The following is a 26,264-nucleotide window of genomic DNA, read 5'->3' on the forward strand; positions in this document are numbered from 1 at the left end:
ATGACTGACCGCACCGGCACCATCGCCATCGTCGGGCGGCCCAACGTCGGCAAGTCCACGTTGTTGAACCGCCTCCTCGGGCAGAAGCTCGCCATCACGTCGCACAAGGCGCAGACCACCAGGCACGCCATTCTCGGCATCAAGAGCCGCCCGGACGGCCAGCTCCTGTACGTGGACACGCCGGGCCTGCACCAGCGCGGCGGCAGTGCCCTGAACCGCGTGCTGAACCGTACCGCCCGCTCGGCCCTCGGCGACGTGGATCTCATTCTGCTGGTGCTGGAGGCGCCGCGCTTCACCAGGGAAGACGAGCTCGCCCTCGATGCCGCGGTCAACTCGGGTCCCCCCGTGATCGCGGCCGTCAACAAAGTGGATCTGCTGAAAGACAAGTCCGTGCTGCTGCCGTATCTGGCCGCCCTCGCCCAGCGCCACGCTTTTGCCGAGATCGTGCCGGTTTCGGCCAAGAACGGCGCGCAGGTGGACACGCTCGAAGACCTGCTGCTCGCACGCCTGCCGGAGGGCGAGCGCATGTTCCCGGACGATCAGCTCACCGACCGCTCGGAGCGCTTCTTTGCCGCCGAGCTGCTGCGCGAGCAGCTTACGCGCCGCTACGCGCAGGAGCTGCCCTACGCGGTCACGGTGGAGATCGAGCGCTTCGAAAACCAGGACGGCCGCTACCTCATCCATGCCCTGATCTGGGTGGAGCGCGAGAGCCAGAAGGGCATCATCATCGGCCGCGGCGGCGAGGCGCTGAAGGCCACCGCCAGCGAGGCCCGCCGGCAGATGCAGACGATGTTCGACTGCCCCGTGCATCTGGAGGTCTGGGTCAAGGTCAAGGAAAGCTGGCGCAGCGACGAGGCGGCGCTGGTGAGCCTGGGCTACGGCGATTGACACCCCTCGGGCGCACCGCATGTTGCGCTGGCCCCAATGACCCGCGACCAGTTGCAACCCGGTTATGTGCTGCACCGCCGCGATTACGGCGACACCAGCCTGCTGCTCGATGTCTACGCCGCCGCCGCCGGGCGCATCGCGCTGGTGGCGAAGGGCGCGCGCCGGGCCCGGCGCGGCGGCAGCAGCCAGGCGGCGCTCCTGCAGCCCTATCAGCCGCTGCTGCTCGCCTGGACCGGCCGCGGCGAGGTCGGCACCCTGACCCGGGCGGAGCCCGCCGGCCGGCCGCTGCCGCTGGCGGGAGACGCACTCTATTGCGGCTTCTACGTCAACGAGCTGCTGCTGCGCCTGGTCGCTCGCCACGACGCCGACGAGATCATTTTCGCGGCCTATCAGCGCGCGCTCACGGAGCTTGCCGGGGGCGGCGAGGCCGACACGCCGCTGCGCCGCTTTGAGCTCACGCTGCTCGGCCAGCTCGGCTATCGTCCGCCGCTCGACCGCGACGCCGACACGGGCCGGCCGATCGCCGCCGATGTGCGCTATGTTGTGGAGCCGGAACGCGGCCCAATCCTCGACGGCATGGACCACCCGGATGCGCTGTCCGGCGCCACGCTCCTTGCGCTCGAGGCCGGCACGCGGCTCCCGCCCGGCGCGGCGCGGGAGGCGCGGCGGCTGCTGCGACGGCTGCTGGCGCCACACCTGGGCGAGCGGCCGCTGCAAAGCCGCGCGCTGTTCGCGGCCAGGCGCCGCGGTGGCGCAAAGCTGTCGGCGCCGACCCCGGACCCAGGAGCACACACCCGGCTCGATCCAGCTCCCGATTCACTACAAGGAGTCTGACCCCTATGCACCACAGCGAGATCCTGCTCGGCGTCAACATCGACCACGTCGCCACCCTGCGCGAGGCCCGCGGCACCCGTTATCCGGAGCCGATGCAGGCGGCGCTGGTGGCCGAGCACGCCGGTGCCGACGCCATCACGCTGCACCTGCGCGAGGACCGCCGGCACATCCAGGACCGCGATGTCGAGCTGCTCGCCGGCATCCTGCAATCGCGCATGAACCTCGAGATGGCCGCGACCGCCGAGATGGGCCGCATCGCCGCGCGCATCCGCCCGGCCGATTGCTGCCTGGTGCCGGAGCGCCGGGCGGAGCTGACCACCGAGGGCGGCCTCGACGTGGTGGCGCATCGTGCCGAGCTCGGCGACTTCTGCGCCATGCTGGCGGAGGCGGGCGTGCGCGTGTCGCTCTTCATCGACGCCGACCCGGCCCAGCTCGATGCCGCGGCCGAGGTCGGCGCGCCCGTGGTCGAGCTGCACACCGGCCACTACGCCGATGCCGCCGGCGCCGAGGCGCGCGCCGGGGAGCTGGCACGGCTCGCCGCGGCGGTCCGGCATGGGCTCGATCTCGGGCTCCAAGTGAACGCGGGCCACGGCCTGGACTACCACAACACCGCCGCAGTCGCCGCACTGCCCGGCGTGCGCGAGCTCAATATCGGCCACGCCATCGTCGCCCGCGCCGTGTTCAGCGGGCTCGCCGCCGCGGTGGCGGACATGAAGGCGCTGATGCTGCGCGCGGCGGCGCAGCGGCCGGAGCCCGGCGCCGAGCAGGACTGACGGCAGCGCGGGCCGAGCGTCGCCGCTGCTCGATCCGCTCAGCCGTCGCGGCGGTTTGCGCCTGCTCCCATTGGGGAATGTCACAGGCGGCGGACGCCGCGCCTCGGGCTATGCTCGCGTCCTGATCGGCACGGCGGCGCAGTCGCATGCAGTGACGCGATGCCCAAGCATCGCGCGGTGCGCACCGCTGTGGTGCAGGGGCCGTTCAAGCGCCGCCGCGCGCTTTTGCCAGCAGCCCCACCAGCGTGCGCCTGGCGACCTAACTGCCTTTCGCGGCACGCTTATTGCGGTGCACAATGGAACCTGAGCAACAGTAATGGAGAAGTTCATGATCGCAGCAGATGCACCGCCAACGCCCGTCGCCACCAAGCCGGTGGTGTTGGTGATACTCGACGGCGTCGGCGTGAACCCGAGCAAGCTCAGCAACGCCGTTGCGCAGGCGCAGACGCCCCGTCTGGACGAGTATTTCTACCGCTACCCGTTCACGCTGCTCGACGCTTCCGGCGTCGGCGTCGGCCTGCCGGAAGGGCAGATGGGCAACTCCGAGGTCGGCCACCTGACGCTCGGCAGCGGCTGCACCATCCGCCAGGACCTGGTCCTCATCGACGACGCCATCGCCGACGGCAGCTTCCAAGCGAATCCGGCCCTGCTGGCCGCCGCCGACGCCGCGCGGGCGGCCGGTCGGCCGCTGCACCTGCTCGGTCTTGTTTCCGACGGCGGGGTGCATTCTCACCTGCGTCACCTGATGGCGCTGATCGAGCTGTGCCGCGGGCGCGGCGCCAAGCCGCTCCTGCACATGATCACGGACGGCCGCGACACGCCGCCCAAGTCCGCCCTCAACGACCTGCGCGATCTGGAACGGGCGCTGGATGAAGCCGGCGGCGGGTTCGCCACCGTCAGCGGTCGCTATTACGCCATGGACCGCGATCGGCGCTGGGAGCGCAGCGAGCGCGCCTGGCGCGCCATCGTGCTCGGCAAGGGCCGCGCTGCCGCCGATGCCCGCGCCGCCATCAGCGCTGCCTATGCCGCCGGCGAGACCGACGAGTTCATCCATCCGAGCGTCATCGGCGGCTATCGCGGCCTCGACGACGGCGACCCGATGGTCCTGTTCAACTTCCGCAAAGACCGCCCGCGCCAGATCGCCGCGGCGCTGGCCATCGCGGATTTCGACGGCTTCGACCGCGGCGCCGCGCCGCGGCCGGCCATCACCTGCATGATGGAGTACGAGAAGTCGTTGCGGCTGCCCTTTGCATTCACGCCGGATGCGCCGGCCGTGGCGCTGAATCGCTGGCTCAGCGACCGGGGGCTGCGTCAGTTCCACTGCGCCGAGACCGAGAAGTACGCGCACGTCACCTTCTTCTTCAACGGCGGCGTCGAGGCACCGGCCCCGGGCGAGGAGCATCGGCTGATCCCGTCGCCGACGGTGCGCACCTACGACCTGAAACCCGAGATGAGCGCCCGCCAGGTGGCGGACGCCGTCGTCGCGGCCATCGAGAGCGAGCAGTACGCCTTCATCGTCGTGAACTTCGCCAACGGCGACATGGTCGGCCACACGGGCGACCTGGCTGCCGCCGTGCAGGCCATGGAGGCCGTGGACACCCAGGCGGGCCGGGTGCTCGATGCCGCAGTCGCCCACGGCTGTGCCGCGCTCTTGACGGCCGACCACGGCAATTGCGACCTGATGACCGACCCGGAGACCGACGAGCCGCACACCCAGCACACCACCAACCCGGTGCCGCTGCTCGTCGTGGACCAGCAGCGCTGGCTGCTCGCACCGGGAGGCACGCTCGCCGATGTGGCGCCGACCGTGCTGCACCTGATGGGGCTGCCGGTGGCGGCGGCCATGAGTGGGCGCTCGCGGCTGCTGCGCACCTGCTCTCCGCAGCCAACGGCGGAGCTGGACGGCGGGCGCATGGCCGCGGCCGGCTGAGCCGGCGGCACCAAGCGGCACCCATCACCACCAGGCGCACACGCACACCGATGATCCCAACCCCAGCGGAGGCCGCACATGACGCCCACGCAAGATAACCCCGGGCCGGGGCTGCCCGCTCGGCGCCGCCGCACGCTGTCGACGCTGCTGCATCGGCTCGCGCTGCTCTTGACCCTCGCCGTCGGTGCCGGCGTGCTGGTCTACAATGCCGTCAGTATCGTCAACGGAGACGGCGGGCTCGTAGCCGTGCCGATGTTCTCGGGCGGCACCGTCCCCGGCCCGGTGGCGGCGCCCCACGGCTGAGCCCGCGCCGAGGGCAGCCGGCAGGGTCCGGTCACCCCGTTGCGACACTTGATCGCAGGCCCGCCCGCCCCGGGCAGTGCCCCTGACCTCGCAGAGTGCCCGACGGTGCTGCCCCGATGACCATGCCCAGCGCGACCCTGACCTTTCTGTTTGCCATCGAGCGCGGTGCGCCCGCACCGCTGACCCAGCACCGCACCAAGGCCGCGGTGCCCTTCGGCGGCAAGTACCGCGTCATCGACTTCACGCTCGCCAACTGCCTGCACTCCGGGCTGCGGCAGGTGCTGGTGCTGACGCAGTACAAGTCCCACTCGCTGCACAAGCATCTGCGCGATGCCTGGTCGGTGTTCAACGCGGAGCTCGGCGAGTTCATCACCTCGGTGCCGCCGCAGATGCGCGCGGGCGACGGCTGGTACGGCGGCGTGCTGGACGCGCTGCGGCAGAACCGCTACCTCATCGAGCGCTCGCGCGCCGAGCAGTTGCTGCTGCTCGACGGCGGGCTCGTCTACCGCATGGACTACGCCGAGCTGGTGCGCTTCCACGTCGAGCAGGGCGCGGGCGTGACCGTGGCCGTGCGCCCGGCCGGCGGCGCCTTCCCGGGCGGCGACGTCATGCTGCACGGCGAAGCCGAGCACATCACGGGCCTCGGTCCGCCGCCGGACCCGGCCGCGACCTTCGATGCACCCATGGGCGTGTACGTCGTGGACAAGGCGCTGCTGCTCGCGGAGATCGACAGCCTCGCCGCCGCCGAGGCGGAGGCGACACCGCGCGCCTCGGCGGAATCGCCGCCGGGCGCCGGCACCGATCTCGCGACGCACCTGCTCGCGCCGCTGCTCGGCCGCGAGACGGTCTGCGCCTATCGCTTCGGCGGCGAGCGCGGCCGCGTGACGCCGGACCGCTACTGGTCCGACCTGGGCTCCACCGACGCCTACTTCCGCGCCAACATGGCGCTGTTGGAGGCGGCACCGCCGCTCGATCTCTATCAGCCGGACTGGAACATCCTCACCTACCAGGGTCAGTACCCGCCGGCGCGCACGGTGCCGGGTGCCACCTCCGGCAACGAGGGCATCTTCGTCAACTCCATGCTCGCCGCCGGCACCGTCATCCGCGGCGGCGGCGTCAGCCATTCCGTGCTGTTTCCGCTGGTGGAGGTCGAAGACGGCGCCATCGTCGACGAGGCCATCCTGTTCGAAGGGGTCAAGGTCGGCCCCGGCGCGCAGATCCGCCGCTGCATCTGCGACAAGGACGTCGTCATCGGCCCCGGCGAGCGCATCGGCTTCGACCGCGGTGCCGACGAGGCGCGCTTCCACGTCTCCGCCGACGGCATCGTCGTCATCCCCAAGGGGCGGCGGGTCTGACGCGGCCTGCCACCCGGGCGCTGCTCCCGACGCGCCGGCCGTGACTGCCGACGGCAGCGTCGCCGCGCCGACCACCGCGTCGGCGCCGGCCGCCGAGCCAGCGCTGCGCGACGTCTTCGAGCGCCTGCTCGCCGCCCACGGCCCGCAGCACTGGTGGCCGGCGGACACCCCCTTCGAGGTCATGGTCGGCGCGATCCTGACCCAAAACACCGCCTGGACCAATGTCGAGAAGGCGCTGCGGCAGGTCACGGCGCGCACCGCGCTGACGCCCGCGGCGCTGTTGGCCCTGCCGGAGCCCGAGCTTGCCGCGCTGCTCCGCCCCGTCGGCTACTTCAACGTCAAGGCCGCCCGGCTGCGGGCCTTCTGCGCGGCGCTGCTGGCGGCCGGCGGCGAGGCGGCGCTGGCAGTCATGGACACCATCGGCCTGCGCGCGCGGCTCCTGGCCATGCACGGCATCGGCCCCGAGACCGCGGACGACATGCTGCTGTATGCCTTCGAGCGGCCCGTGTTCGTCATCGATGCCTATACCCGCCGGCTCTTCGCGCGGCTCGGCCTCATCGGCGGCGGCGAGCCCTACGAGGTGCTCCGCGCCTGGTTCGAGCAGGCCCTTGGCCCCGACGCCGCGCTGTTCAACGAGTACCACGCGCTGATCGTCCGCCACGCCAAGGACCTGTGCCGGGCGCGCCGCCCGCGCTGCGGCGACTGCGTGCTGCGGGAGCGCTGCCCGAGCCGGGTCTGAGCCGGGCATCAGTGATAGACCGCGCTTTGCGCCTCGGCGCCCACGTGCTCTCGTGTAGCTTCTTTGCCCTGCCGCTGCATAGGTGGTCGGTCAGAAACCACTCGTCAACAGACGAAAGGCAGCCTAAACTTCGGCCGTAAGTAGCAATCGTGTATCCAACGTGCCGCAGAACACGGCCGGTGCAGCACGCTCGGATTCCGCTGCAAGAGCCGCGGCCTCGATCAGGGCAGGATCGCGCGCGGGCTCAGGTTTTGAGCCTGCCTGGCTGCTTAACTGTGCGAGCGCACGAACCGTCGGACTTTCCAGGTGCAGTGGTCGAAATCCACGATCAGTTCGCCATTGCGACGTCACATAACATGCCCTATGTTACATGCAGCCATGCAACAGCCAAGTGGTGTGCCGATGCCTGTCGGGCGCAGCGGTCGGGTCGTCGTGGAGATTGATCCGGACTTGAAAAAAGAGCTTTACGCAGCCCTAGACCGGGACGGGGTCACCTTGAAGCAGTGGTTTCTGGACAACGCCAACGAGTACCTGCGTGATCGGGGCCAGTTGACGCTGAAACTGATGGTTGCCGATGGCGACGATGAAGACAGGAGATACGGATGAGGTTCGACTTCGAACGCACCGCCTTCGGCCGACACGAAACCTTCGCACTGCGCTTCGGCTGGCTCACGAAGGGGGCGCAGGCGCTGATCGGCGGTGAACCCGTGTTCGAGGCGGAGGATGCTACCGTCCGACTCGGCGTCGGCAAGAACATGGTCAGCTCCATCCGTTACTGGCTGCAGGCCGCGCGCCTCATCGAGCGCAGCGAGATGGGCTGGACGCTCACGGACATCGGCGCCTATGTCTTCGATGACGACGGCTGCGACCCGTACCTCGAAGACGAGGCGACGATTTGGCTGCTGCACTGGCTGATCGCATCAAACCCGGCGCTGGCCACGTCCTGGTGGTGGTTCTTCAACCGTTTCCACAAGCCCGAGTTCACTGGTGGCGAGCTGACAACGGCGCTCCAAGACTTCGTGAAGGCCCAGGTGCAGAGCCGCGTGTCGCCGTCCACGCTCAAGTCGGACTCCGAGGTACTGCGGCGCATGTACGTCCGCAGCGCACCGAGCGGGAACCTTCAGATCGAAGAGGCCCTGGACTCACCGTTGACTGTGCTCGGCCTCATCACCGAGCTGCCGGAAGCGCACGGCTACGAATCCCGGCCCGCCGCCCGCGAGGACTTGCCGCCGACAATCCTCGGCTTCGCCGTGGTGGAACTGCTGCGGGAGCTCGGCGAAATGCAGCTCCCGGTGGCGGACCTGATGTACGGCCCGGTCGGTTATCCGGCGCTGGGCGCGGTATTCCGACTCACGGAAGGCGACTTGCTGGCAAAGCTGGAGAGGCTCGTCGCCGGGATGCCGCATAAGCTTGAGCTGCGCGAGACCGCGGGCGTGCACCAACTGTATGTGCTCGATGATCTCACCCCCATCGACATGCTTGATGCCCACTACAACGGCACCCACCAGCGAGCAGCGGCATGAGCCTCACTGATCACATCCTCGTCAATGCCCATTACACGCGCTCCGTCAATCTAGAGCGCGACAGCGACTCTCCGGCCGTGGTGCGGGGCTACATCCCGACGCCGCGCGCCCTGCACACACTCGCCCGCATTGCCGACAGCCTCGACCTAAAACGCGCCTTGGGTGCCTGGTCCTTGGTCGGTCCCTATGGCGTTGGCAAATCGACCTTTGCCGCGTTCCTGACGCACCTGCTCGGGGCGCCCGATTCGACCAACACGCAAGCCGCCTGGGAAGTGCTGAACGCGGCCGAGCCCGATCTGGCGCACCGCTTTCGGGACCCCGATCGGCCCGAGCACGGCCATTGCGGCCACTGCGTGATCGTCCTCACCGGCAGCCCCGAGCCTTTCGCAACGCGCCTGACGGAGGCCCTCGCCGACGGCGCACTGCGCTATTGGGCCGACCGTGCCGGGCGTCGGCCGGCGGTCATCGACGCGTTGCAGCGGGCGGCGACGGCGGAACAGCCGCCCACCACGAGCGAGTTGATGAAACTCGTCGCCGCGCTGCAAGACGCCATCGCCCGCGCAGGTGGCCGCGGTCTGCTGCTGGTCATCGACGAGCTCGGCAAGTTTCTCGAATACGAAGCCCGGCACTCGGGCGCCAACGACATCTTCCTGCTGCAAGCCCTCGCGGAACGCACCGGTGCCGACCATGGCGCCAAGCTCACCCTGCTGGTGCTGCTGCATCAATCCATGGACCAGTACGCCCGCGGTCTGGGCGACACGCTCCGCAACGAATGGACAAAGGTGCAGGGCCGTTTCGAGACCATCCCGTTCATCGAATCCGCGGAGCAGGTTTTGCGCGTCGTCGCCGCCGCCTTCACGCACCGGCTCGATGCCGAACAGCGCGCCGGCATCCACGCACAGGCGCTCGATATTGCCGAGCGGCTGGCGTCGGCCGATGCCCTGCCGAAATCGCTGACGGCCCAGAGTGCGGCCGAGCTGTTTGCGCGCTGCTACCCCTTGCACCCGCTCGCCGCCTTGCTGCTCCCGTTGCTTTGCCAGAAGGTCGCGCAGAACGAGCGCACGCTGTTCAGCTACCTGGGGAGCCTGGAGCCCTACGGACTCGGTGACAGCCTGAGCCGCCTTGCTCGGATCGGCGACTGGATCTTGCCCTGGCAAATCTACGAATACTTCATCCGCAATCAGTCCGCGGCCGTGACCGACCACTACACCCGCCGACGCTGGACCGAGGTCGTCACCGCCACGGAGCGGCTCGGCGATGCCCCGCCGGAGCAGGAGCGCCTGCTCAAGTCCATCGGTCTCCTGAACATCGTCGGTGCGCAGGGTGGCCTGAAGGCGTCGAAAGATGTGGTCGCCCTGTGCGATGGTCCTCCGAGTACAGCATCAGCCGCTATCCGACAGCTCATTGCAAAATCCGTACTGCAATACCGTAAGTTCAGTGGCGAGTATCGAGTCTGGGAAGGAAGCGACTTTGACCTCGATGCCGCGGTGCAGGAACAAGTCGAGCGTGCCGGACGCTTCAATCTCGCAAGCGCCCTCAACAAGGAGCATGCCCTTCCGCCGATTCTCGGTCGCCGGCACGCGATTCAAACCGGGACCTTGCGTTATTACCTGCCGAGCTTCGCCGATGTGGACAGCTTCCGGCGGCTTCCCGAGTCGACGGACACGCCGCGAATTATCTTCTTTCTTATTCAGAACGAAGCGGATCGCGCACGCTTCAACGACGAAGTGCTCGGGTACTTCAAGGGAGCGGACATCCTGGTCGCCTGCCCGGATGCCGATCGCTTGCGACAGGTCATCGCCGAGGTCACGGCATTGGAGCGTGTCCGTCGCGAGGCGCAGGCCCTGAACACCGACCCGGTCGCCCAACGCGAATATAAAGACAGGCTTGCCGTAACCGCGGCGAAGCGCCGCGAGATATTGCGCGCGTTGTCGGAAGACCCACGCGCTGGCGTTTGGTATTGGCGGGGGCGTGCGCTGGACCTAGCGACGCGCCGCGACTTGCAGTCGGCCTTGTCGCGCATCCTGGACGAGATCTACCACGCGAGCCCGACCATCAAGAACGAGCTGATCAACCGCGACAAGCCGTCGTCTCAGGCTGCCGCAGCCCGCAATCGCTTGCTTGCCGCCATGCTGCGGCGCGAATCGGATACTGATCTCGGAATCGAAAAATTTCCGCCGGAACGGGCGATCTACCTGGCCCTCTTGCGAGAGCCGGGCATCCATCGGCCGGCGGCGGCGGGGGACCAGAGCTGGGCGTTCTCGGCGCCGACCGTAAACGGCACGGCCGGCAAGCGCGCAAGAGAGTTCCGCTTTGGTCCGGTGTGGCAACGCATCGCCGCATTCATGACTGAGAACGAACAGGCGCCGGCGCCGTTCTCGGTACTTGACGCCTTGCTTCAGGCTCCGCCCTACGGCATCAAGCGCGGTGTTCTGCCCATACTCTATCTCGCTGGCTACCTGGTGTACCAAGACGAGTGCGCATTATTCGAGGAGGGGCGCTACATCCCCTACCTCACCGAAGAACAGATCGAGCGGTTCGTTCGGCGTCCGGGCGATTTCGCCGTACAGAGCTTCCGTATCGAGGGCCTACGGGCGTCGTTGTTCCGCGAGTATCTCCGGCTCATGTTCGAGGACCCGCAGCGCGGTACAAGCGTCCTAACCATCGCTCGGCCCTTGGCGAAGTTTATGGGCGACTTGCCTGAGTACGCGAACCTCACGAAGCGGGTTTCCCAGACCGCGCAACGGGTGCGCAGCGTCTTCGCCTTCGCCAAGTCCCCCCACGCGCTGCTGTTCGAGGAACTGCCGATTGCATGCGGTCTCGAAACCCTAGCGCAAGACAACCCAGACGAGGCGGCTCTGCGTAAGTTCGCTGATCGCCTCAAGCAAGCCCTTCGCGAGCTGAAGTCGGCCTTCCCCGATCTTTTGCAGCACTTCCAGGGCCTGATGGCGCAAGCCTTCAACCTCGATCGGGATTCGGATCTGGCCGAGCTGAGGGTCATTCTGCGCGGCCGTCTCGATGGACTCGATCGCTACACGATCGACGCCGATGGCCTGCGGGCCTTCATCCGGCGGCTGACGAAAGACTCGGGGACCGACGAGGAGTGGTTTGCGAACGTCCTCCTATTCCTCGGGCAAAAGCCGGCAAAGAAGTGGAATGACGCCGATTCGGAAGGGGCAGAATACCGCCTAGCGGAGTTCACGCGCCGAGTCCACGACATCGAGACGTTGCGGGTTCACTACGACCGGAACCGGCATGCAACGGATACCGAGTTTGATGTCGTCCTGCTGCGGAGCCTCCGGAAGGGTGGGACAGAGCACGAGCAAGTGGTCTTTATCGATCACGCCGCCCGAACGGCCATCAAGACGGTACGTGAGCAGATTTCTGAGCAAATTCGCAACCTACCGGACCCTTCGCTGAGGTACGCACTGCTCGCCGAACTAACCGAAGAGCTTCTTCAAGCGCGCGAAGACCAGCTACGGTCGACAGCAGACCACGGCTCACTTCAACTGAGCCGGCAATCCGCTACCCGGGGGAAGGCATGACTGAACAGCAAAGGTCCATTCGTCACGTGCTCGGCCTGTCAGGAGGCAAAGACAGTGCGGCCCTCGCCATTTACCTTAAGGACAAGGGCACGGTGCCGGACATGGAGTATTTCTTTTGCGATACTGGCGCCGAGCTTCCCGAGGTCTACGACTTCATCGATCGTATGGAGGATTACCTCGGCAAGGAGGTGGCCCGCCTGAACAGCGGGCGCGATTTCGATCATCATCTAAAGATGTACGGCGGCTATTTGCCATCGCCGCGGCAGCGGTGGTGTACCCGCGTCATGAAGATCGAGCCGTTCGAGCGATTCATTGGCGACGACCCAGCGCTGTCATATATCGGCATCCGTGCCGACGAGAACCGTGAAGGCTATATCAGCACCAAGCGCAACATTAACCCCGTGTTCCCCTTCATTCAGGATGGAATCGGCCGCGAGGACGTTTTTAGGATCCTGGAGGACACGGTGGGTATTCCAGACTATTACCGATGGCGGAAGCGCTCAGGTTGCTATTTTTGCTTTTTTCAACAACGCGGCGAGTGGCTCGCGTTGCGCCGCGAGCATCCGAAGCTCTTCGAAGCCGCGATGCGCTATGAGGCAGATAAGGACGGATATACATGGGTCGCCGGTATGACGCTTGACGAGCTCGTTGCCAAGGCCGCGCAATATGAGTCGTCAGGTTCGACGCGAGAACAAGGTATGTCGTGGCAGGAGTCCCTACGGATAAGCACTCAGGACGACGATGCCGATGCGCAAGCGTGTATAGTTTGCAGTAACTAGGCGGATTCCTAGTCTCGCTGTAATTTCCAAGGTGGCGGACACGCGGATCGAGCACCTTCCGGCTAAGCCAGAACTAGGAACGTCAACCACCGATTCGTATCGGAGACTATTCACCTGCGGCTCGCGGTCGTGGCCTGCGAATGAGCCATCGAGTAGTAACAGCAACGTTTTCAAGCCCATTAAACCAAAAGGCGAGGCGTGCCCAAATGACAAAAGTAGAAATTCCCGCACACGCTGGCAAACTCGTAGCCGCAGTGGCGAGCATTGGCTATGATCCGGAGGTCGCTTTGTGCGACCTTATGGACAACTGTGTAGACGCGGGCGCGAAGACCATTCGTGTGCAGTTGGAGGAGCAGTTTAATGACGAAGAGGGAACTACAGACACCGTCGGCCGCTATATTATCGTTGATGACGGCAGCGGAATGGATGAGCAAGGCCTAAAGAACGCTTTTACGTTGGGAAGTGAACGCGATTACCCCGCCGGTTCACTGGGCAAGTTCGGCCTTGGCTTGAAGTCCGCTGGGCTTTCTCTGGGAAACAAGCTCGCGTTAGTCAGCAAGCAATCTGATACGAAGCTTTGTTGTGCGGTTCTGGAGGTGTCCGACATACAGCAATACGGTAAGTATCGCATCGACTTGGGCGATCCTCCCGATCATTACTTGGCCATTTGGGAAACCTTGGCGCCGAACCCGGATCACGGTACGCTGCTGATCATCGAAGAGCCGACGGATAGTCAACCTGCCTTCCAGGCCTTCACGACCTACTTCCGGCGGCACGTTTCGAACATCTACCATCTCTTTTTGTCCCCGGGGGCCGGCGGCGACACGGCGTCACAGCCGATTGCGATCGAGGTCAACGGTACCCCGCTGAGTGGGATTGATCCTTTGTTTCTGGAGGAAGCGCGGGCGAACGGTTCGATCGGCAATCCTGAAGATTGGGACGGTCGCGACGTGCGGCTCCTGTTGGATGATACGCCCCTATCCTTGGGTGCGGGGGCGGATGCGATCATCACCGCAACGCATCTGATCCATCCGCCCAGCTTTGCGCCTGTCGGCGGCCAGAAGGAAATGCGGGAACGCTACCAGATCGATGTAGATCCATATACGCGGCTGCCCCGGCACGGCTTTTTTGTGTACCGCAATAGGCGCATCATTGTCATGGCGGAACGGTTTTGGGGCTTGGTGTCGAGCCAGACATCGGCATGGGCCTTCAGGGGACGGCTGATGATGGATGAAGGAGCCGACGCAGTGGTGGCGCTCGATGTCAAGAAGCGTCATATCAAGTTGTCCAAAGCCGCGCGCAGTAATTTGAAAGGCCTAATCGCAAACTACCACAGTAAAAGCGTGGATGCGTGGAAGAACGCAGGAGCGCGTGAGGCCGAGTGGAAGAAGGAGCGTAAGGACGCAGCCGCGAACGAGAGTATAGTCAATACGCCCGTGTCCGATTTGGACTACACCCCTGGAACCGAAGTCAGCTCGACTGCGGAAATTGAGGCGCGGCGCCAGCGACAACAGGAGATCGGCCTAGCGACCCTTGCGTCGCTTCAAGACGAGCGTGTTACCAAGGAGAGTATTACGCAAAGAGCACAAGAGAAGGATCGCGTCATCCCGGTGAGCGGCATGAAGGGAAACGCGATGTGGCTGCCCTACGCTGCGGTCGATCTGGGGGCTGCGGAGACGATGATGAACACGCAGCATACGTGGGTCGCGGAAGTCTTGGCTGCCGCGCAGGACGACCCACGGATTACGATTATCTTGTATCAAATGCTGACGATCCTCGCGCGTGCAGAACTGGAGGTTCGCTCCACCACTTGGCGGGACGTCAAGGCCGATCAGGTCGAGAAGGTGCTCGATCGTTTCCGTCGTAAGGCCAGTACGTTTGGCGAAGATCTCGCGGAATCCCTTGGCGCCGAGCTCCAGAAGATTTCTGGCTCGGACGTTGGTGACTGAAAGGCGGTCGGTGCCAAGTTGCGATGTACGTTCCCGCGGTACATTTCACGGGGCTGGCGGCAGCGCGCCTAGACGTGACTAAGCGGATTCCCTGGCTATACATCCTGGCAGCTCCCCAGCACAAAGTCCTCTATGTCGGCGAAACCCATGATCCTTCCGGCTTGATCGTTCGCATTTCGACGCATTTCGGGCCTTTCCTGCAGAGTACTTTTCGGCAGGCGTGCGCCAACGTGGCCGGCCGAAAGTTGATTAAGCCCCCGTTTCTTGTAGTTGCGGCGAGATTGCCGGTGGAAGAGGATGGCGCAGGGTGGGATGCTAATTCCAAGATCATGCGCTTGCGATTGGAATCGCACGTGCATGAACTAGCGGTTCGGCGGTTCGTGGCAGTGAATCCGGGTTGGGTTCTGGTATCGAGTGCGCGAGGATACGGGGCGGATTTGCCAGGGAGCGCAGATGCGGCGGGCGAGAGCATTTGGGGCGCGTTCGAAACCGCGCTCAAGTTCTTGAGCCCTTTTTCGGTCGTTTCTCCACTGCACGTCGTTTTGCTGGACTTCGAGCCCCCGCAGGATGAACAGCGAAAAGGGAACCTCGGAAACGCACTGGAGGAAATTGAAACCCGGTTATTCAATTGGGTTGTGCAGACATTGAACCGGAAGTTCGGGGACCGTTGGTGGAATGAATGTGTGCCTGAGGCGATACGGGTCGAATGCGTCAAGCGGAGGGAGGAGGAACGATGTACCGATACGCTGCCACCCGAAGCATACTTTTCATTGGTCGATTTCGCACAAATTGTGAAAAAGAACTGGTCGTGTTGCTCTTACGTGGTGGAGGCAATATCAGGTGAGCAGGGCAAAGACCGAGCCACCGCGTGGATTTCTCGATTAAACGATGTTCGGAAGCTTTGGGCTCACCCCGTCAAGAGACTGTATCGGCAAGCGTCCGCGCGGGAGATGACACTTGTGTGGGAGTTGCATCGAAAGGTGGACTCCGTTCTAGGGCCGCTAGGATTCTGATGAAACGAGCAGCGCTCAGGGTTCTAGGAGCCGCGAAGGTAGAGTCCAGCCTCAAGTCTCCGGCAGCTCCTTCGCGTACAGCACCGACCATTCGGCCACCTCGCGCACGCAGTCGATGGCGATGCGCTCCGCCGCGGCCAGCGCGTCCGCGGACCAGGCGCCGATGTCGCTGTCCGGGTCCGCGGTGCAGCCGTCGACGCGCTGCGACAGCGTGGCGAGCTCCAGCCAGCGCCCGCCGGTGAGCTCGGGCGGGCGGGCGTGCCGATCCGCCGGCCGGCCGCCGAGCAGCCGGCGCAGGTGCTCGGAGCGTTCCGCCAGGCGTCGGCATTCGCTCTGAAAGCGCAGGCCGCTCAGCGCCGCCACCGCGGCCGGCAGCAGCGCCGCCAGGAACATGAGCCAGGGCGCGGCCAGGTGCGCCGTCGGCGCAATGGACGCCGGCAGGGTGCCGCGCAGCTCCCAGGCGACCAGGGCAAGGTCCAGCACCACCACGGCCACCAGCGCGCTGCCCAGGCGCCGTGCGGTCTGCTCGGTGAACAGGTCCAGCCGGCGCATGATGCGGGCGTTGTCGGCGTGATAGGCGACTTGGCCTCGCACCCAATGCTCCCGCAGCACGGCGAGCGCCGACGCCGGGCGCGGGCGCAGCACCCGAACGCGAAGCGTGCCGCCGTTCCAGCCCGGCAGCGTCTCGTCCACGCCGAAGGCGGCCGGCGACACCGAGCGCAGAATCGCCTCGAACAGCCAGTCCACCGCGCTTTGTCGCGCCACGCGGGATGCGTACTGCGGCGGCGCCGCGGCGGGGGGCTGGAAGCTGCCCGCGAGCGGCAGGTAGAGCATGGTCCGCAGCCGCTCGGCGAGGTAGCGATAGTCCACGGCGAGGTCGCTCCATTGCTCGCCGTTGGCGCGCTGGGTGTTGCGGGCGATGAACCAGACGATGACGAGCTTGCCGAAGCCGAGTGCCAACAGCGCCGGCACCAGCCAGTCCGGCAGCACCGCCTGCGCATGGCCGGTCGCGGTGGTTGCGGCGAGCGCGGGCGCTGCCGCATGCCCCGCGTCGGCCGCCCCCTTGAGGATCTGCGCCGCCTCGCTCTGGCCCTGGCCGAGCAGCACCAGCGCCAGGGTCGCGAGCAGCACCGCGGCCACCGCGAGTCCGTAGCCGAGCACGAAGGCGCCGCGATACAGGCCGCTGTAGTGGTGGTTGAGCCGCCGGGCGCGGTCGCGGTAGACATGGAACGGGGATGCCTCCGGCGCGAAGCCGCCGTCGCCGCCGTCGCCGCCGTCCTCGGCGCTTGCCCCGGTCCTGGGCCGGGTCCCCAGGCGCTCGCGCAGCGCCCGCCAGCTCCAGTGCCGGAGGCGGTCCGCGAAGGTCCGGTGCGCCGGCGCCGGCGGTGTTTGCGCCGCGTCGAAGAACTCGGCCAACAGCGGCAGCCCCTCGACCGCGACGCCGCCGTCGGTGCGGCTCGCGGCGAGCTCCGGGTCCGCGATGAGCTGCTCCACGAGACGGTCCAGCGTGGCGTCCAGCGCCGCATCCGTCGGCAGCGGGTCCGCCAGCGCCGAGGCCAGGTCCTGCTCCGGGTCGACGACGCGGATGGATGCATCGCCGGTGTGGATGAACACCACCGGCAGCGCGAAGGCGAGCGCGGCGGCGATGGTCTCGAGTGTGCCGCCGGCCTTGCCCGCCGCGTCCGGGTCCGCCGCGGCGATGAGCAGATCGACTTGGCGCAGCAGCACCTTGGACTGCGCGCGGTAGCCGCGGGCGCGGCGGCGGCGGGCGAGGCGATCGCGCGGGGAGTCCGGCTCGGGGGCCGGCTGCGGGCGGTCGTGCAGGCCGTCCAGCTCGACGATATAGGCGCAGGCGGCGGCCTGGCGGTCGAATTCCGCCTGGAACCAGTCGTAGCGGCTCGCGCGATAGCGCGCGATGTCGAAGGGCAGCACCGCCGCCAGCTCGGTGTCGATGCAGGACGCGGCGGCGGCGTGCGGCCCCGCCGTGTCCGCCGTCACCGTCAGCCGCTCCAGCGCCAGCGCCGCGGCGGTGTCCGCGCCCTCGCAGAGGCCCGTCACCAGCCGCAGCAGCGGCCGCCGCCTGCCGTCGTAGAAGGCCGCCACCAAGGGCTCCGCGGAGGTTGCCAACGGCGTGCCCGGCGTCAGCGCCGCGAGCCGGTGGCCGAGTCGCGCGAGCACCCGATCGAGCGCGCGGGCGAGGTTGGTCAACTGCGCGCCGTCAATCTCGCGCCGACCGGCGAAGCCCAGGCGCAGCACCACGCGCGGGCGCGGGGGCGGGGGGTTGGTGTCTGTGGCGGCCGTCATGGTACTGCTCCGGTTCGTGCTGATCGGGGCGGGTCACGACGGGCCCTCACCCGGCTGCCGCGCCCGGTGGCATAGGGTGCACGAAGCTGCGCCCGCGCACCAGACGCGGCGCCAACGCCGAAGCTGCAAGGGGCTGCCGCTGCGCGGCGCTGCCGCCTATGGCGATGCGTGACACCGCGGAGCGGTGGCACGAGGCCAGCGGGCGGTGCCACGAGGTTAGACGCCAGCTCGCGCCAGGCTAGACGGCGCCGGGCAGAAAGTCCGGGTCCAGTGCCTGCTCCGCGGTGAACGGGCAGGTCGGCGGGAAGGCCTCCCGCGCCAGCCCGGTCTCCAGCGCCGCGGCCCGGCGCGCCTTCGGGTAGGCGTAGCCGATGTATTCCGGCACCAGCCGGCAGAGCGACGGACTCTGCCGCAGCAAGGTGTCGAGCTGGTCGCGCTGCTCGGCGATGGTGCCGGCCCAGCCGGTGGAGCGGGCCTCGGGCTGATGGCGCCACTTGAGCAGGGGTTGCAGCAGCACCTTGAGGCGGCTCTCCAGCTCGCGTCGCTCGCTCGCGCCCAAGGTCTCGATCTCCTCGGCGATGTGGGCAAGGTCGGCCCGGCCGGTCATGCCGGCGCGCAGCAGCCGCGCCTGTTCCTCGGTCCAGGCGTGGAAGTCTTGCTCGTAGAGGGTTTCAGCGGCGTTCATGGCGGCGAATCGGACAGCAGCTTGACGGCGCGACTGTGCCATGGTCCGTGCCGGGATGCACGCTGTCCGCGTGTCTCGGCACGCGTGCCATGGGAGAAGAGAAAGCTCGCGCAGAGGCGCAGAGGCGCAGAGGGAAGCACGAGAAGAGGAAGCTCGCGCAAAGACGCAGAGGCGCAAAGGGAAGAAAGAGCATTGTCTCGTGCCGAGGCTCTGCCTCGGCACGCCTCTTCGCGGCTCTGCCGCCTCGCGCCGTGCACTGGCGGCAGAGCCGCCGAATTCGGTGCCGAGGCGGAGCCTCGGCACCAGACATCAAGGCCGGCAGAGCCGCTGAAACCCGCGCCGAGGCGGGGCGCCTCGGCGGCGGACGCAGCGCCCCTATGCACGCCGGCACTCGGCGATCCGCGCCCGGCGATGCGTTACACCGCGGAGCGGTGTCACGAGGCCAGAATTGTCTCGTGCCGAGGCTCTGCCTCGGCACGCCTCTTCGCGGCTCTGCCGCCCCGAGTCGTGCACTGGCGGCAGAGCCGCCGAATTCGGTGCCGAGGCGGAGCCTCGGCACCAGACAAGCAGATGCGCCACTGGTCATGTCTCGTGCCGAGGCTCTGACTCGGCATGCCTCTTCGCGGCTCTGCCGCCTGCGCTGCATTGGCGGCAGAGCGGCGTCGATCATCAGTCCGACCAGGGTGGCCGCCGAGGCAGAGCCGACCTATGGCGCGGCGCGATCAAGCTCATCCACACGGGCGCGGATCGCCTGCAGCCCTTCCAGGTCCGCCGGCGACACGTGCAGGCCGCGCGCGATCAGCCCGTCGAACACGGCGAGCATCGCGGTCCAGTGGGTGCGCAGCCCGTCGGTGTCGCCGCGCCGCTCGGCGACATCGCCGAGCTTGTAGTGCGACACCGCCAAGTCCCGCTGCCACTCGGTGTTGGCCGGGTCGGCCGCGGCGAGGCGCTCGGCGATGGCGAGGTCGGCCGCGTAGGCGCGGGCGGCGTCGTCGAGCCGACCTTGGCTGACCGCGACATCGCCGAGCTTGTTGTAGACAACGGAAATGAATCGTTGCTTGCCGAGGTCGGCGGGGTCGTCGTTGGCGATGGGCTCGGCAATGGCGATCTCCGTTTCGTAATGGCGCTTCGCATCGTCTAGGCGCCCTTCCGCGACGGATATTTCGCCGAGCCGCTCATGCGAGATCGCCAAGTCGAGCTGCCATTGCTTGTTGGCCGGGTCCGCCGCGGTGAGGCGCTCGCGGATGGCGAGCCCGGCGGCGTAGGCGCGGGCGGCGTGGTCGAGCCGACCTTGGCTGACCGCGACATCGCCGAGCTTGTTGTGGGAGACGGACAGCTCGCGCTGCCAGCGCTTATTGCTCGGATCCTTGCGCGTTAAGGCATCGAAAACCGCGAGTCGCTTCCCGTAGGCCTCGGCGGCGTCCTCGATCCGCCCCTGGGCGACGGCGATGTCGCCGGTGCGCTCGTGGGAGATCGCCAGATCGTCCTGCCACCCGGTGTTGGCCGGGTCCGCCGCGGCGAGGCGCTCGGCGATGGCGAGCCCGGCCGCGTAGGCGCGGGCGGCGTCGTCGAGCCGACCTTGGCTGACCGCGACATCGCCGAGCTTGTTGTGCGAGACCGACAGATCCCGCTGCCACCCGGTGTTGGCCGGGTCCGCCGCGGCGAGGCGCTCGCGGATGGCGAGCCCGGCGGCGTAGGCGCGGGCGGCGTCGTCGAGCCGACCTTGGCTGACCGCGACATCGCCGAGCTTGTTGTGCGACACCGACAGATCCCGCTGCCACCCGGTATTGGCCGGGTCCGCCGCGGCGAGGCGCGCGGCGATGCGGTGGTACTCGGCATAGTGCGCGGCGGCGGCGTCCAGGCGGCCCTCGGCGACGGCGATGTTGCCTTGCCAGTTGGCGGCGACGCCGATGCGCCGCTCGGCGGCCTGCTGGCCGGCGCCGTCCGGCGGCGCCAGCGCGGCGGCGCGCTCGGCGAGGCGCCGGGCGGCGTCGAAGTCGGCCTTGGCGGCGGCCAGCGTGGCGCGGGTGCTGGCGAGGTCGCCCTGGTCGATGAGGAACACGAAACCTGCCTCCACCGCCTCGGGCCAGTCCGGCGCCCGCGCGAGGATGTCGCGGTAGGTGGCGCGGGCCTGCTCGGCGTCGCCCGCGGCGGCGTAGAGCTGGGCGGCCTTGAGCAGCGGCGCCAGGGCCGCGCGGATGCGCTGCTCGGCGCTGGCCTGGATGGCCTGCACCTGGGCGAGGATGCCGCCGCGCTTGGACTCCACGTAGGCCAGCGCGGGTCCGACGCCTTGTTCGTCCAGAATCCGGGTCAGCTCCTGGAAGACCTCGGTGGCGTTCGGCCCTTGCTCGATCTCGACGAAGGAGGCGGCCACCTCGTCGATGCGCGTGAGCTGGGCGCTGCGCTGGGTCTCCGCGGCCTGGCGCAGGCGCTCGCGCTGCTGCCAGTCGGCGGGTTCTTCGGCGGCCTTGAGCTCACGCTGGTAGGTGCCCTCGACGGCGTCCAGCAGGTGGGCGCGGATGCGCGCGGCGGTGATCTGTTGCTGCGCGGATAGCCGGTCGAGCTTGGCCTCGATGCGGGACTGGCCGTCGGCGAGCCGGCGCTGGTTGTCCAGCAGGCGCTCGCGCAGGGCCTCGACCTCGTCGCGGATGTCCTTGAGCAAGAGCTCGAAGCGGTCGGCATTGTTGAAGCTGTGGCGGAGCCGGCCGCTGGCCTCCAGCCAAGCACGGTAGGCGCGCTGGCGGCGGCGGCGCTCGGCCTGGTAGGCGTCCGGGTCTGGGTGCGGCGGCTGGCCGGGCTTGTCGTGCGGGCGGTCGAGATCGGACAGGGCCTTGTCGCGGCAGGGGCCGGGCGTGGCGGGGTCGGTGCTGGTTGCGGCCGGAAAGACCCAGACGGTCTTGCCGCTGGCCAGCGCGTAGTGCAGCTCGTACTGGGTATAGCTGACGGTACCGAAGTGCGCGAACGGGTCCGGGTCGGCGCCGTGCAGCTCGGCGAGGGCGGCGTAGGGCGGCTCCGCGCCGTAGGCGTCGCCGACGATCTGGATCAGGCCGTGGCAGGCGTCGATTTTCTGGCGCAGCAGCGCGCGCAGGTCGCCGGCGCCGGTGGCCCAAGTCTCCATCGTGACCGGCTCGCAGCCGAGCTTGGTGAGCACGTCCGCGGCGAGCCGGCGCAGATGGCCGAACTCGCCGCTGACGGCGGACAGGAAATAGCGCGGCCGGCCGTCCGGGCTCGGCGGCCCGGGCGCGGCGGCGGCGGGGCTTGGGGCTTGATCCGATTGGGGCATGGCCGCGGTCTCGATCCCTGTGGAACAGGTTGCAAGGCTCACGGAAATCCCGATGCGCGTCAAGGGCAGCGCCCCTAGATGGCTGTACGGCGTCGAAGTGTTTGTGGGTGGGGCAAGCTTCGCATCGACAGGGCGCTTTGGGGAGGAAGGGCCGAGGGCCGAGGGCCGAGGAGGGCTCCCTTGGCCCTTGGCCCTCGGCCCTGCGCGCACGAATCCGCGCTTGCGAAGCGGCGGAAGCTGTCTAAAATGACAGTTCATCCGCCCCACCGAGGCCGCGCCCATGTCCGACCGGCTTACCCCCCGCCAGCAAGAGATCCTGGACCTGATCCGCCGGCATGTGCGCGAGACGGGCTATCCGCCGACGCGGGCGGAGATCGCCGAGGCCTTCGGCTTCCGCTCCGTCACCGCCGCGGTGGACCACCTCAAGGCCCTGGCGCGGCATGGCGTCATCGAGCTGCAGCAGGGGGCGTCGCGCGGCATCCGGCTGTTGGCGCCGGCGGATGACGAGCCGGCATTGCCGGTGGTGGGCCGCGTCGCCGCCGGCAGCCCGATCCTCGCCGCCGAGCACATCGAGGAGCATCACCGGCTGGACCCGGACCTGTTCCGGCCGCGGGCGGATTACCTGCTGCGGGTGCGCGGCTTCAGCATGCGCGACGCGGGCATCCTGGATGGCGATCTGCTCGCGGTGCACCGCACGCCGGAGGCGCAGGACGGGCAGATCGTGGTCGCGCGGCTCGACGACGAGGTGACGGTGAAGCGCCTGCGGCGCCAGGCCAATTGGCGCTGGCGCGTGCATTTGCTGCCGGAGAACCCGGACTTTGCGCCCATCGTCGTGGATCTGCGCGAACAGGCGCTGGTGATTGAGGGGCTTGGCGTCGGTGTGCTGCGGTTGGGGGTGAGCGGGCGTGGCGGGGGCGAGTCGCGGCGGTTGTAGGTCGTGCCGACCTGGAGGTCGGCACTCCGGCCGGTGCTCCGGCGGAAGCTCCGGTCGGCGCTCCGGCCGGCACTCTGGCCGGTGCTCCGGCGGAAGCTCCGGTCGGCGCTTCGGTCGGCGCTCCGGCCGCTTCGTTCGGCATTCCGGGCATTGGCACTTCGGTCGTCGGCACAGCGGGGCGATGCGGGCCCCATCATCAGGCGGACAACGGCAGCACCATGCAGCTCGATCAGCTCCTCGCCACCCGCGCCGACCTCTGGCGCGGCCATGCCACGCCGGCGGCAGCGCCGATGGGGCTTGCCACCGGCTTTGCGGCGCTGGACGCGGCGCTGGCCGGCCACGGCTGGCCGGCGGGCGGGCTGAGCGAGGTGCTGACGGCGCACCAGGGGGCCGCGCTCGCGCTCTTGCTGCCGCTGTTGGCGGCGCTGAGCCGGCAGCCGCGCTGGCTGTTGTGGGTGGACCCGCCGCACCTGCCCTTTGCGCCGGCGCTGGCGGCGGCGGGGCTGGACCTGCGGCGCATCCTGATTGTGCGTGCCGGTGCCGATGGCGCCTGGGCGGCGGAGCAGGGGCTCGGCTCCGGCACCTGCGCCGCGGTGCTGGCCTGGACCGCGCCCGCGGCGCCAACTGGACGCGCCCGGGGCCGGCCGTCGGCCTGCTGGACCCCGGCGGCGCTGCGCCGCCTGCAGCTCGCCGCCGCGGAGCACCGGCTGCCGGCGCTGCTGCTGCGCCCGCCCGCGGCGGCGGGCGAGACCTCGCCGGCGGCGCTCCGGCTCAAGGTCGGCGCCCGCGACGATGGCCTGGAGGTGACGCTGCTGAAGCAGCGCGGCGGTCGCCCCGGGCAGCGGCTGTGGCTGCCGGCGCGGGCGGATGCCGAGCCGGCGGCCGCGGGCCGGGCCGATGCGGTCGAGACGCCGGCACGCGCACCTGCGGCCGAGGCCGGCTCGGCTGGGCAGGTCGGGGACGCCGCTCGGGGCCTTGTCGTGCCCGAAGGCGGCGCCAACGCGGGCAGCGGCGCGGCTGCGCGGATCGATGGCGCCGCGCCGAGCTGCCCGGCCGTTGCCGCCCCTGCACCGCGGCCGGCGGCGACGCGGCGCGCACCGGATGCGCGCTCGGCCTCCCAAGGCGAGCCGCCCCGGCCGCCGCGGCTGGATGTCGATGCACCCGAGGGCGCGGCCGGGCCGGCGGCAGATCGGCAGGACGCGGCACGTCCTGCACCCGCGCCGACGCCGGCACAGCGCGACGACACCCGGCTGGTGGCCGCGGCCGGTGCCGGGGCGCTCGCGGCTGCCGCGCGCCGCGGCAGGCACCGGCGCGGCCCGCCGCGGCGCTGAGCCCGGGTAGGCTGCTGCCATGCAATGGCTCGCGCTGCACCTGCCGGCGCTGCCGCTGGAGGTCTATACCCGGGGGCTGCCGGAGGTCGCGGTCGCGGCTGAAGCCGCTCCCACATTCACGCTCGGGCGCTCGGTCGCGGCTGATGGCGCTCACACGTCCATGCTCGGGCGCTCGGTCGCGGCTGAAGCCGCTCCCACAACCATGCTTGGAGGCTGCGTCGCGGCTGAAGCCGCTCCCACAGTCGGACACTGCGTCGCGGCTGATGGCGCTCACGCGATGCAGCCGCCGATTGCGGTCAGCGAGCATGAGCGCATCCTCGCCCGCAACGCCGCCGCCGCCCGGCTCGGCATCCTGCCCGGCCTGCCGGACGCCGCCGCGCGTGCGTTGGTGGCGGAGCTTCGCATCCTGCCGCGCAAGCCGGCCGCGGAGCGCGCGGCGCTGGCCCGGCTCGGTGCCTGGGCCATGGCCTTCAGCGACCAGGTCAGCCTGGCACCGCCAGCGGCGCTGGTGCTGGAGGCGGGCCGGAGCCTCAGGCTCTTCGGCGGCGCCGCGGCGCTGCGCGGGCGGGTGCTGGAGGGCATCGGCGCGCTCGGCTGGCGGGCGCGCTGCGTGTTGGCGCCGACGCCGGGTGCGGCGCTGGTGCTCGCCGCCGCCGGGCTCGGTCGGGCCGCGGAGGACGCGGACGCCGCGATCATCCAAGACCGCGCCGCGCTGCGCCGGGCGCTCGCGGCGCTGCCGGTGGCGGCGCTCGGCTTCACGGCCGCGGAGCTCGATGACCTGCAGCGCATGGGCCTCGTGCGCGTCGGGGAGCTGTTGCGCCTGCCGCGGGCCGGGCTCGCGGAGCGCTTCGGCCTCGCGCGGCTTGCGCAACTGGAGCGCCTGCTCGGCGAGCGGCCGGACCCGCGCCGGGCCTTCGTGCCGCCGCAGCGCTTTCGCGCCAGCCTGGAGCTGCCGGCGGAGGTGCCGGACGCGCCGGCGCTGGTGTTCGCGTGCCGGCGGCTCATCGACGAGCTGGGGGGCTTTCTGTTCGCGCGGCAGGCCGGCGTGCGGCAGCTCGGCTGGCGGCTGCACCACGCGGACCTGCCGGCGACGCGCTTGCGGCTCGGCTCCGCGGCGCCGGCGCGGGACCCGCGGCACTGGCTCGATCTGCTGCGCGAGCGGCTGGATCGGTTGACCTTGCCGGCACCGGTGCGGGCCATCAGCCTCGGCAGCGAGCCCGTGCAGCCGCTGGCCGCGCGCGATCTTCCGCTGCTGCCCGATGACCCGGCCGGCACGGCACCGGACCCGGTGCTGCTGGACCGGCTGCGGGCGCGGCTCGGCGCGGCGGCGGTGCAGGGGCTCGCGACGGCGCCGGACCATCGCCCGGAGCGGGCCACGCGGCCCTGCGAGCCCGAGCTGCCGGCCTTGGATGCGCCCGGCCGGCAACGACGCCGCACGCCGCAGCAGCCGCTCGAGGTGCCGCCGGGCGCCCGCGCCGACCGGCCGCTCTGGCTCCTGGCGGAGCCGCTGCCCTTGGCGCTGCACGACGGCCGCCCCTGCCTCGACGGCCCGCTGGACTTGGGCGCCGGCTGCGAGCGCATCGACACCGGCTGGTGGGACGGCTTTGCCGTGGCGCGGGATTACTACGTCGCCCGCAGCGCCGATGGCGAGCGGCTCTGGGTGTATCGCGACCTGCGCGGCAGCGGCGGCTGGTTCCTGCACGGGGTGTTCGGGGCGGCGCCGGCGGGGTGAGCGGGGGGTTGTTTTCGGCATCGAGCTTTGAGCGTGGTCGAAGACGACAACGACAACGAGCCGTTTCGAGTGTGGTCGTAATCGAACGTTCGCGATGTTGACGGGCTTGACTGGAGTGTTGACCTCCAGGTCAACACGGCCACAGAGCGGGATGCACTGGTTTCGCGACTGCGGAGCCGACCTGGAGGTCGGCTCTCCGACCTGGAGGTCGGCTCTCCGGCCTGGAGGTCGGCTCTCCGGCCCGGACCGGCCCGACCCGGCCTCGAGTGTCGTGGTCGTAATCGGACGTTCGCGATGTTGACGGGCTTGACTGGAGTGTTGACCTCCAGGTCAACACGGCCACAGAGCTGCACTGGTTTCGCGA

Annotated in this window: 19 protein-coding genes; 16 read left to right on the plus strand and 3 right to left on the minus strand. The window is 69.0% G+C overall.

Features of this window, described 5'->3' with window-relative positions; genetic code table 11:
* The 13 genes from era (at position 1) to ML01_RS28450 (ending at position 15,631) form a co-directional block, all read left to right on the plus strand.
* Positions 1-888, plus strand: coding sequence for a GTPase Era (gene era / locus ML01_RS06545; RefSeq protein ID WP_058554588.1), 888 nt, complete (start codon positions 1-3; stop codon positions 886-888).
* Between the two features lie 36 nt (positions 889-924).
* Entirely contained in the window at positions 925-1,722 is a 798-nt protein-coding gene (gene recO / locus ML01_RS06550; protein WP_058554589.1) for a DNA repair protein RecO, read from the plus strand.
* Positions 1,723-1,727: 5 nt separating this feature from the next.
* Positions 1,728-2,495, plus strand: coding sequence for a pyridoxine 5'-phosphate synthase (gene pdxJ, locus ML01_RS06555; protein WP_058554590.1), 768 nt, complete (start codon positions 1,728-1,730; stop codon positions 2,493-2,495).
* 328 nt (positions 2,496-2,823) lie between these two features.
* Complete coding sequence (gene gpmI, locus ML01_RS06560; RefSeq protein ID WP_058554618.1) at positions 2,824-4,425, plus strand: 2,3-bisphosphoglycerate-independent phosphoglycerate mutase; 1,602 nt, start codon at positions 2,824-2,826, stop codon at positions 4,423-4,425.
* A gap of 78 nt (positions 4,426-4,503) precedes the next feature.
* Positions 4,504-4,728: a hypothetical protein gene (locus ML01_RS06565; RefSeq protein ID WP_058554591.1), complete on the plus strand. Its 225-nt coding sequence runs from the start codon at positions 4,504-4,506 to the stop codon at positions 4,726-4,728.
* A gap of 122 nt (positions 4,729-4,850) precedes the next feature.
* A complete protein-coding gene (locus ML01_RS06570) occupies positions 4,851-6,083 on the plus strand; it encodes a glucose-1-phosphate adenylyltransferase family protein (RefSeq protein WP_058554619.1) in 1,233 nt (410 codons plus the stop codon).
* A 40-nt stretch (positions 6,084-6,123) separates the two neighbouring features.
* Positions 6,124-6,822 (plus strand): endonuclease III domain-containing protein, encoded by a 699-nt coding sequence (locus ML01_RS06575; RefSeq protein ID WP_371258185.1) that lies wholly within the window; start codon positions 6,124-6,126, stop codon positions 6,820-6,822.
* Between the two features lie 378 nt (positions 6,823-7,200).
* Positions 7,201-7,428, plus strand: a complete 228-nt coding sequence (locus tag ML01_RS06580) for a hypothetical protein (protein WP_254045152.1) — start codon at positions 7,201-7,203, stop codon at positions 7,426-7,428.
* Positions 7,425-8,345, plus strand: a complete 921-nt coding sequence (locus ML01_RS06585) for a DUF4007 family protein (protein WP_058554593.1) — start codon at positions 7,425-7,427, stop codon at positions 8,343-8,345. The genes ML01_RS06580 and ML01_RS06585 overlap by 4 nt, the downstream gene beginning before the upstream one ends.
* Positions 8,342-11,890: a hypothetical protein gene (locus ML01_RS06590; RefSeq protein WP_156427584.1), complete on the plus strand. Its 3,549-nt coding sequence runs from the start codon at positions 8,342-8,344 to the stop codon at positions 11,888-11,890. Before ML01_RS06585 ends, ML01_RS06590 begins: the two co-directional genes overlap by 4 nt.
* Positions 11,887-12,669: a phosphoadenosine phosphosulfate reductase family protein gene (locus ML01_RS06595; RefSeq protein WP_058554594.1), complete on the plus strand. Its 783-nt coding sequence runs from the start codon at positions 11,887-11,889 to the stop codon at positions 12,667-12,669. The genes ML01_RS06590 and ML01_RS06595 overlap by 4 nt, the downstream gene beginning before the upstream one ends.
* A gap of 206 nt (positions 12,670-12,875) precedes the next feature.
* Entirely contained in the window at positions 12,876-14,618 is a 1,743-nt protein-coding gene (locus ML01_RS06600; protein ID WP_162267978.1) for an ATP-binding protein, read from the plus strand.
* A 23-nt stretch (positions 14,619-14,641) separates the two neighbouring features.
* Complete coding sequence (locus ML01_RS28450) at positions 14,642-15,631, plus strand: Swt1 family HEPN domain-containing protein (protein ID WP_156427585.1); 990 nt, start codon at positions 14,642-14,644, stop codon at positions 15,629-15,631.
* A gap of 51 nt (positions 15,632-15,682) precedes the next feature.
* Here ML01_RS28450 and ML01_RS06605 read toward each other — a convergent pair whose 3' ends face one another.
* From ML01_RS06605 to ML01_RS06615, 3 genes are all read right to left on the minus strand, one after another.
* Entirely contained in the window at positions 15,683-17,935 is a 2,253-nt protein-coding gene (locus ML01_RS06605; protein ID WP_058554596.1) for a hypothetical protein, read from the minus strand.
* Positions 17,936-18,173: 238 nt separating this feature from the next.
* Positions 18,174-18,620: a DUF29 domain-containing protein gene (locus tag ML01_RS06610; RefSeq protein ID WP_058554597.1), complete on the minus strand. Its 447-nt coding sequence runs from the start codon at positions 18,618-18,620 to the stop codon at positions 18,174-18,176.
* 706 nt (positions 18,621-19,326) lie between these two features.
* Positions 19,327-21,903 carry a tetratricopeptide repeat protein gene (locus ML01_RS06615; protein WP_058554598.1) on the minus strand — a complete coding sequence of 859 codons (2,577 nt, stop codon included), beginning with the start codon at positions 21,901-21,903 and terminating at the stop codon, positions 19,327-19,329.
* A 280-nt stretch (positions 21,904-22,183) separates the two neighbouring features.
* Between ML01_RS06615 and lexA the strand changes: the two genes are divergently transcribed.
* The 3 genes from lexA (at position 22,184) to ML01_RS06630 (ending at position 25,900) form a co-directional block, all read left to right on the plus strand.
* Positions 22,184-22,837, plus strand: coding sequence for a transcriptional repressor LexA (lexA, locus tag ML01_RS06620; RefSeq protein ID WP_058554599.1), 654 nt, complete (start codon positions 22,184-22,186; stop codon positions 22,835-22,837).
* Between the two features lie 218 nt (positions 22,838-23,055).
* Positions 23,056-24,168: a translesion DNA synthesis-associated protein ImuA gene (gene imuA, locus ML01_RS06625; RefSeq protein ID WP_058554600.1), complete on the plus strand. Its 1,113-nt coding sequence runs from the start codon at positions 23,056-23,058 to the stop codon at positions 24,166-24,168.
* Between the two features lie 277 nt (positions 24,169-24,445).
* Entirely contained in the window at positions 24,446-25,900 is a 1,455-nt protein-coding gene (locus ML01_RS06630) for a DNA polymerase Y family protein (protein ID WP_058554601.1), read from the plus strand.
* The last annotated feature ends 364 nt before the right edge of the window (positions 25,901-26,264 follow it).

The sequence above is a fragment of the Thiohalocapsa sp. ML1 genome, assembly GCF_001469165.1.
Classification (GTDB): Bacteria; Pseudomonadota; Gammaproteobacteria; order Chromatiales; family Chromatiaceae; genus Thiohalocapsa.

What these genes read in the sequence shown, in the direction of transcription:
- era (WP_058554588.1), top strand. Translation starts at nt 1, where the DNA reads ATGACTGACCGCACCGGCACCATCGCCATCGTCGGGCGGCCCAACGTC.
- recO (WP_058554589.1), top strand. Translation starts at nt 925, where the DNA reads ATGACCCGCGACCAGTTGCAACCCGGTTATGTGCTGCACCGCCGCGAT.
- pdxJ (WP_058554590.1), top strand. Translation starts at nt 1,728, where the DNA reads ATGCACCACAGCGAGATCCTGCTCGGCGTCAACATCGACCACGTCGCC.
- gpmI (WP_058554618.1), top strand. Translation starts at nt 2,824, where the DNA reads ATGATCGCAGCAGATGCACCGCCAACGCCCGTCGCCACCAAGCCGGTG.
- ML01_RS06565 (WP_058554591.1), top strand. Translation starts at nt 4,504, where the DNA reads ATGACGCCCACGCAAGATAACCCCGGGCCGGGGCTGCCCGCTCGGCGC.
- ML01_RS06570 (WP_058554619.1), top strand. Translation starts at nt 4,851, where the DNA reads ATGCCCAGCGCGACCCTGACCTTTCTGTTTGCCATCGAGCGCGGTGCG.
- ML01_RS06580 (WP_254045152.1), top strand. Translation starts at nt 7,201, where the DNA reads ATGCAACAGCCAAGTGGTGTGCCGATGCCTGTCGGGCGCAGCGGTCGG.
- ML01_RS06585 (WP_058554593.1), top strand. Translation starts at nt 7,425, where the DNA reads ATGAGGTTCGACTTCGAACGCACCGCCTTCGGCCGACACGAAACCTTC.
- ML01_RS06590 (WP_156427584.1), top strand. Translation starts at nt 8,342, where the DNA reads ATGAGCCTCACTGATCACATCCTCGTCAATGCCCATTACACGCGCTCC.
- ML01_RS06595 (WP_058554594.1), top strand. Translation starts at nt 11,887, where the DNA reads ATGACTGAACAGCAAAGGTCCATTCGTCACGTGCTCGGCCTGTCAGGA.
- ML01_RS06600 (WP_162267978.1), top strand. Translation starts at nt 12,876, where the DNA reads ATGACAAAAGTAGAAATTCCCGCACACGCTGGCAAACTCGTAGCCGCA.
- ML01_RS28450 (WP_156427585.1), top strand. Translation starts at nt 14,642, where the DNA reads ATGTACGTTCCCGCGGTACATTTCACGGGGCTGGCGGCAGCGCGCCTA.
- ML01_RS06605 (WP_058554596.1), bottom strand. Translation starts at nt 17,935, where the DNA reads ATGACGGCCGCCACAGACACCAACCCCCCGCCCCCGCGCCCGCGCGTG.
- ML01_RS06610 (WP_058554597.1), bottom strand. Translation starts at nt 18,620, where the DNA reads ATGAACGCCGCTGAAACCCTCTACGAGCAAGACTTCCACGCCTGGACC.
- ML01_RS06615 (WP_058554598.1), bottom strand. Translation starts at nt 21,903, where the DNA reads ATGCCCCAATCGGATCAAGCCCCAAGCCCCGCCGCCGCCGCGCCCGGG.
- lexA (WP_058554599.1), top strand. Translation starts at nt 22,184, where the DNA reads ATGTCCGACCGGCTTACCCCCCGCCAGCAAGAGATCCTGGACCTGATC.
- imuA (WP_058554600.1), top strand. Translation starts at nt 23,056, where the DNA reads ATGCAGCTCGATCAGCTCCTCGCCACCCGCGCCGACCTCTGGCGCGGC.
- ML01_RS06630 (WP_058554601.1), top strand. Translation starts at nt 24,446, where the DNA reads ATGCAGCCGCCGATTGCGGTCAGCGAGCATGAGCGCATCCTCGCCCGC.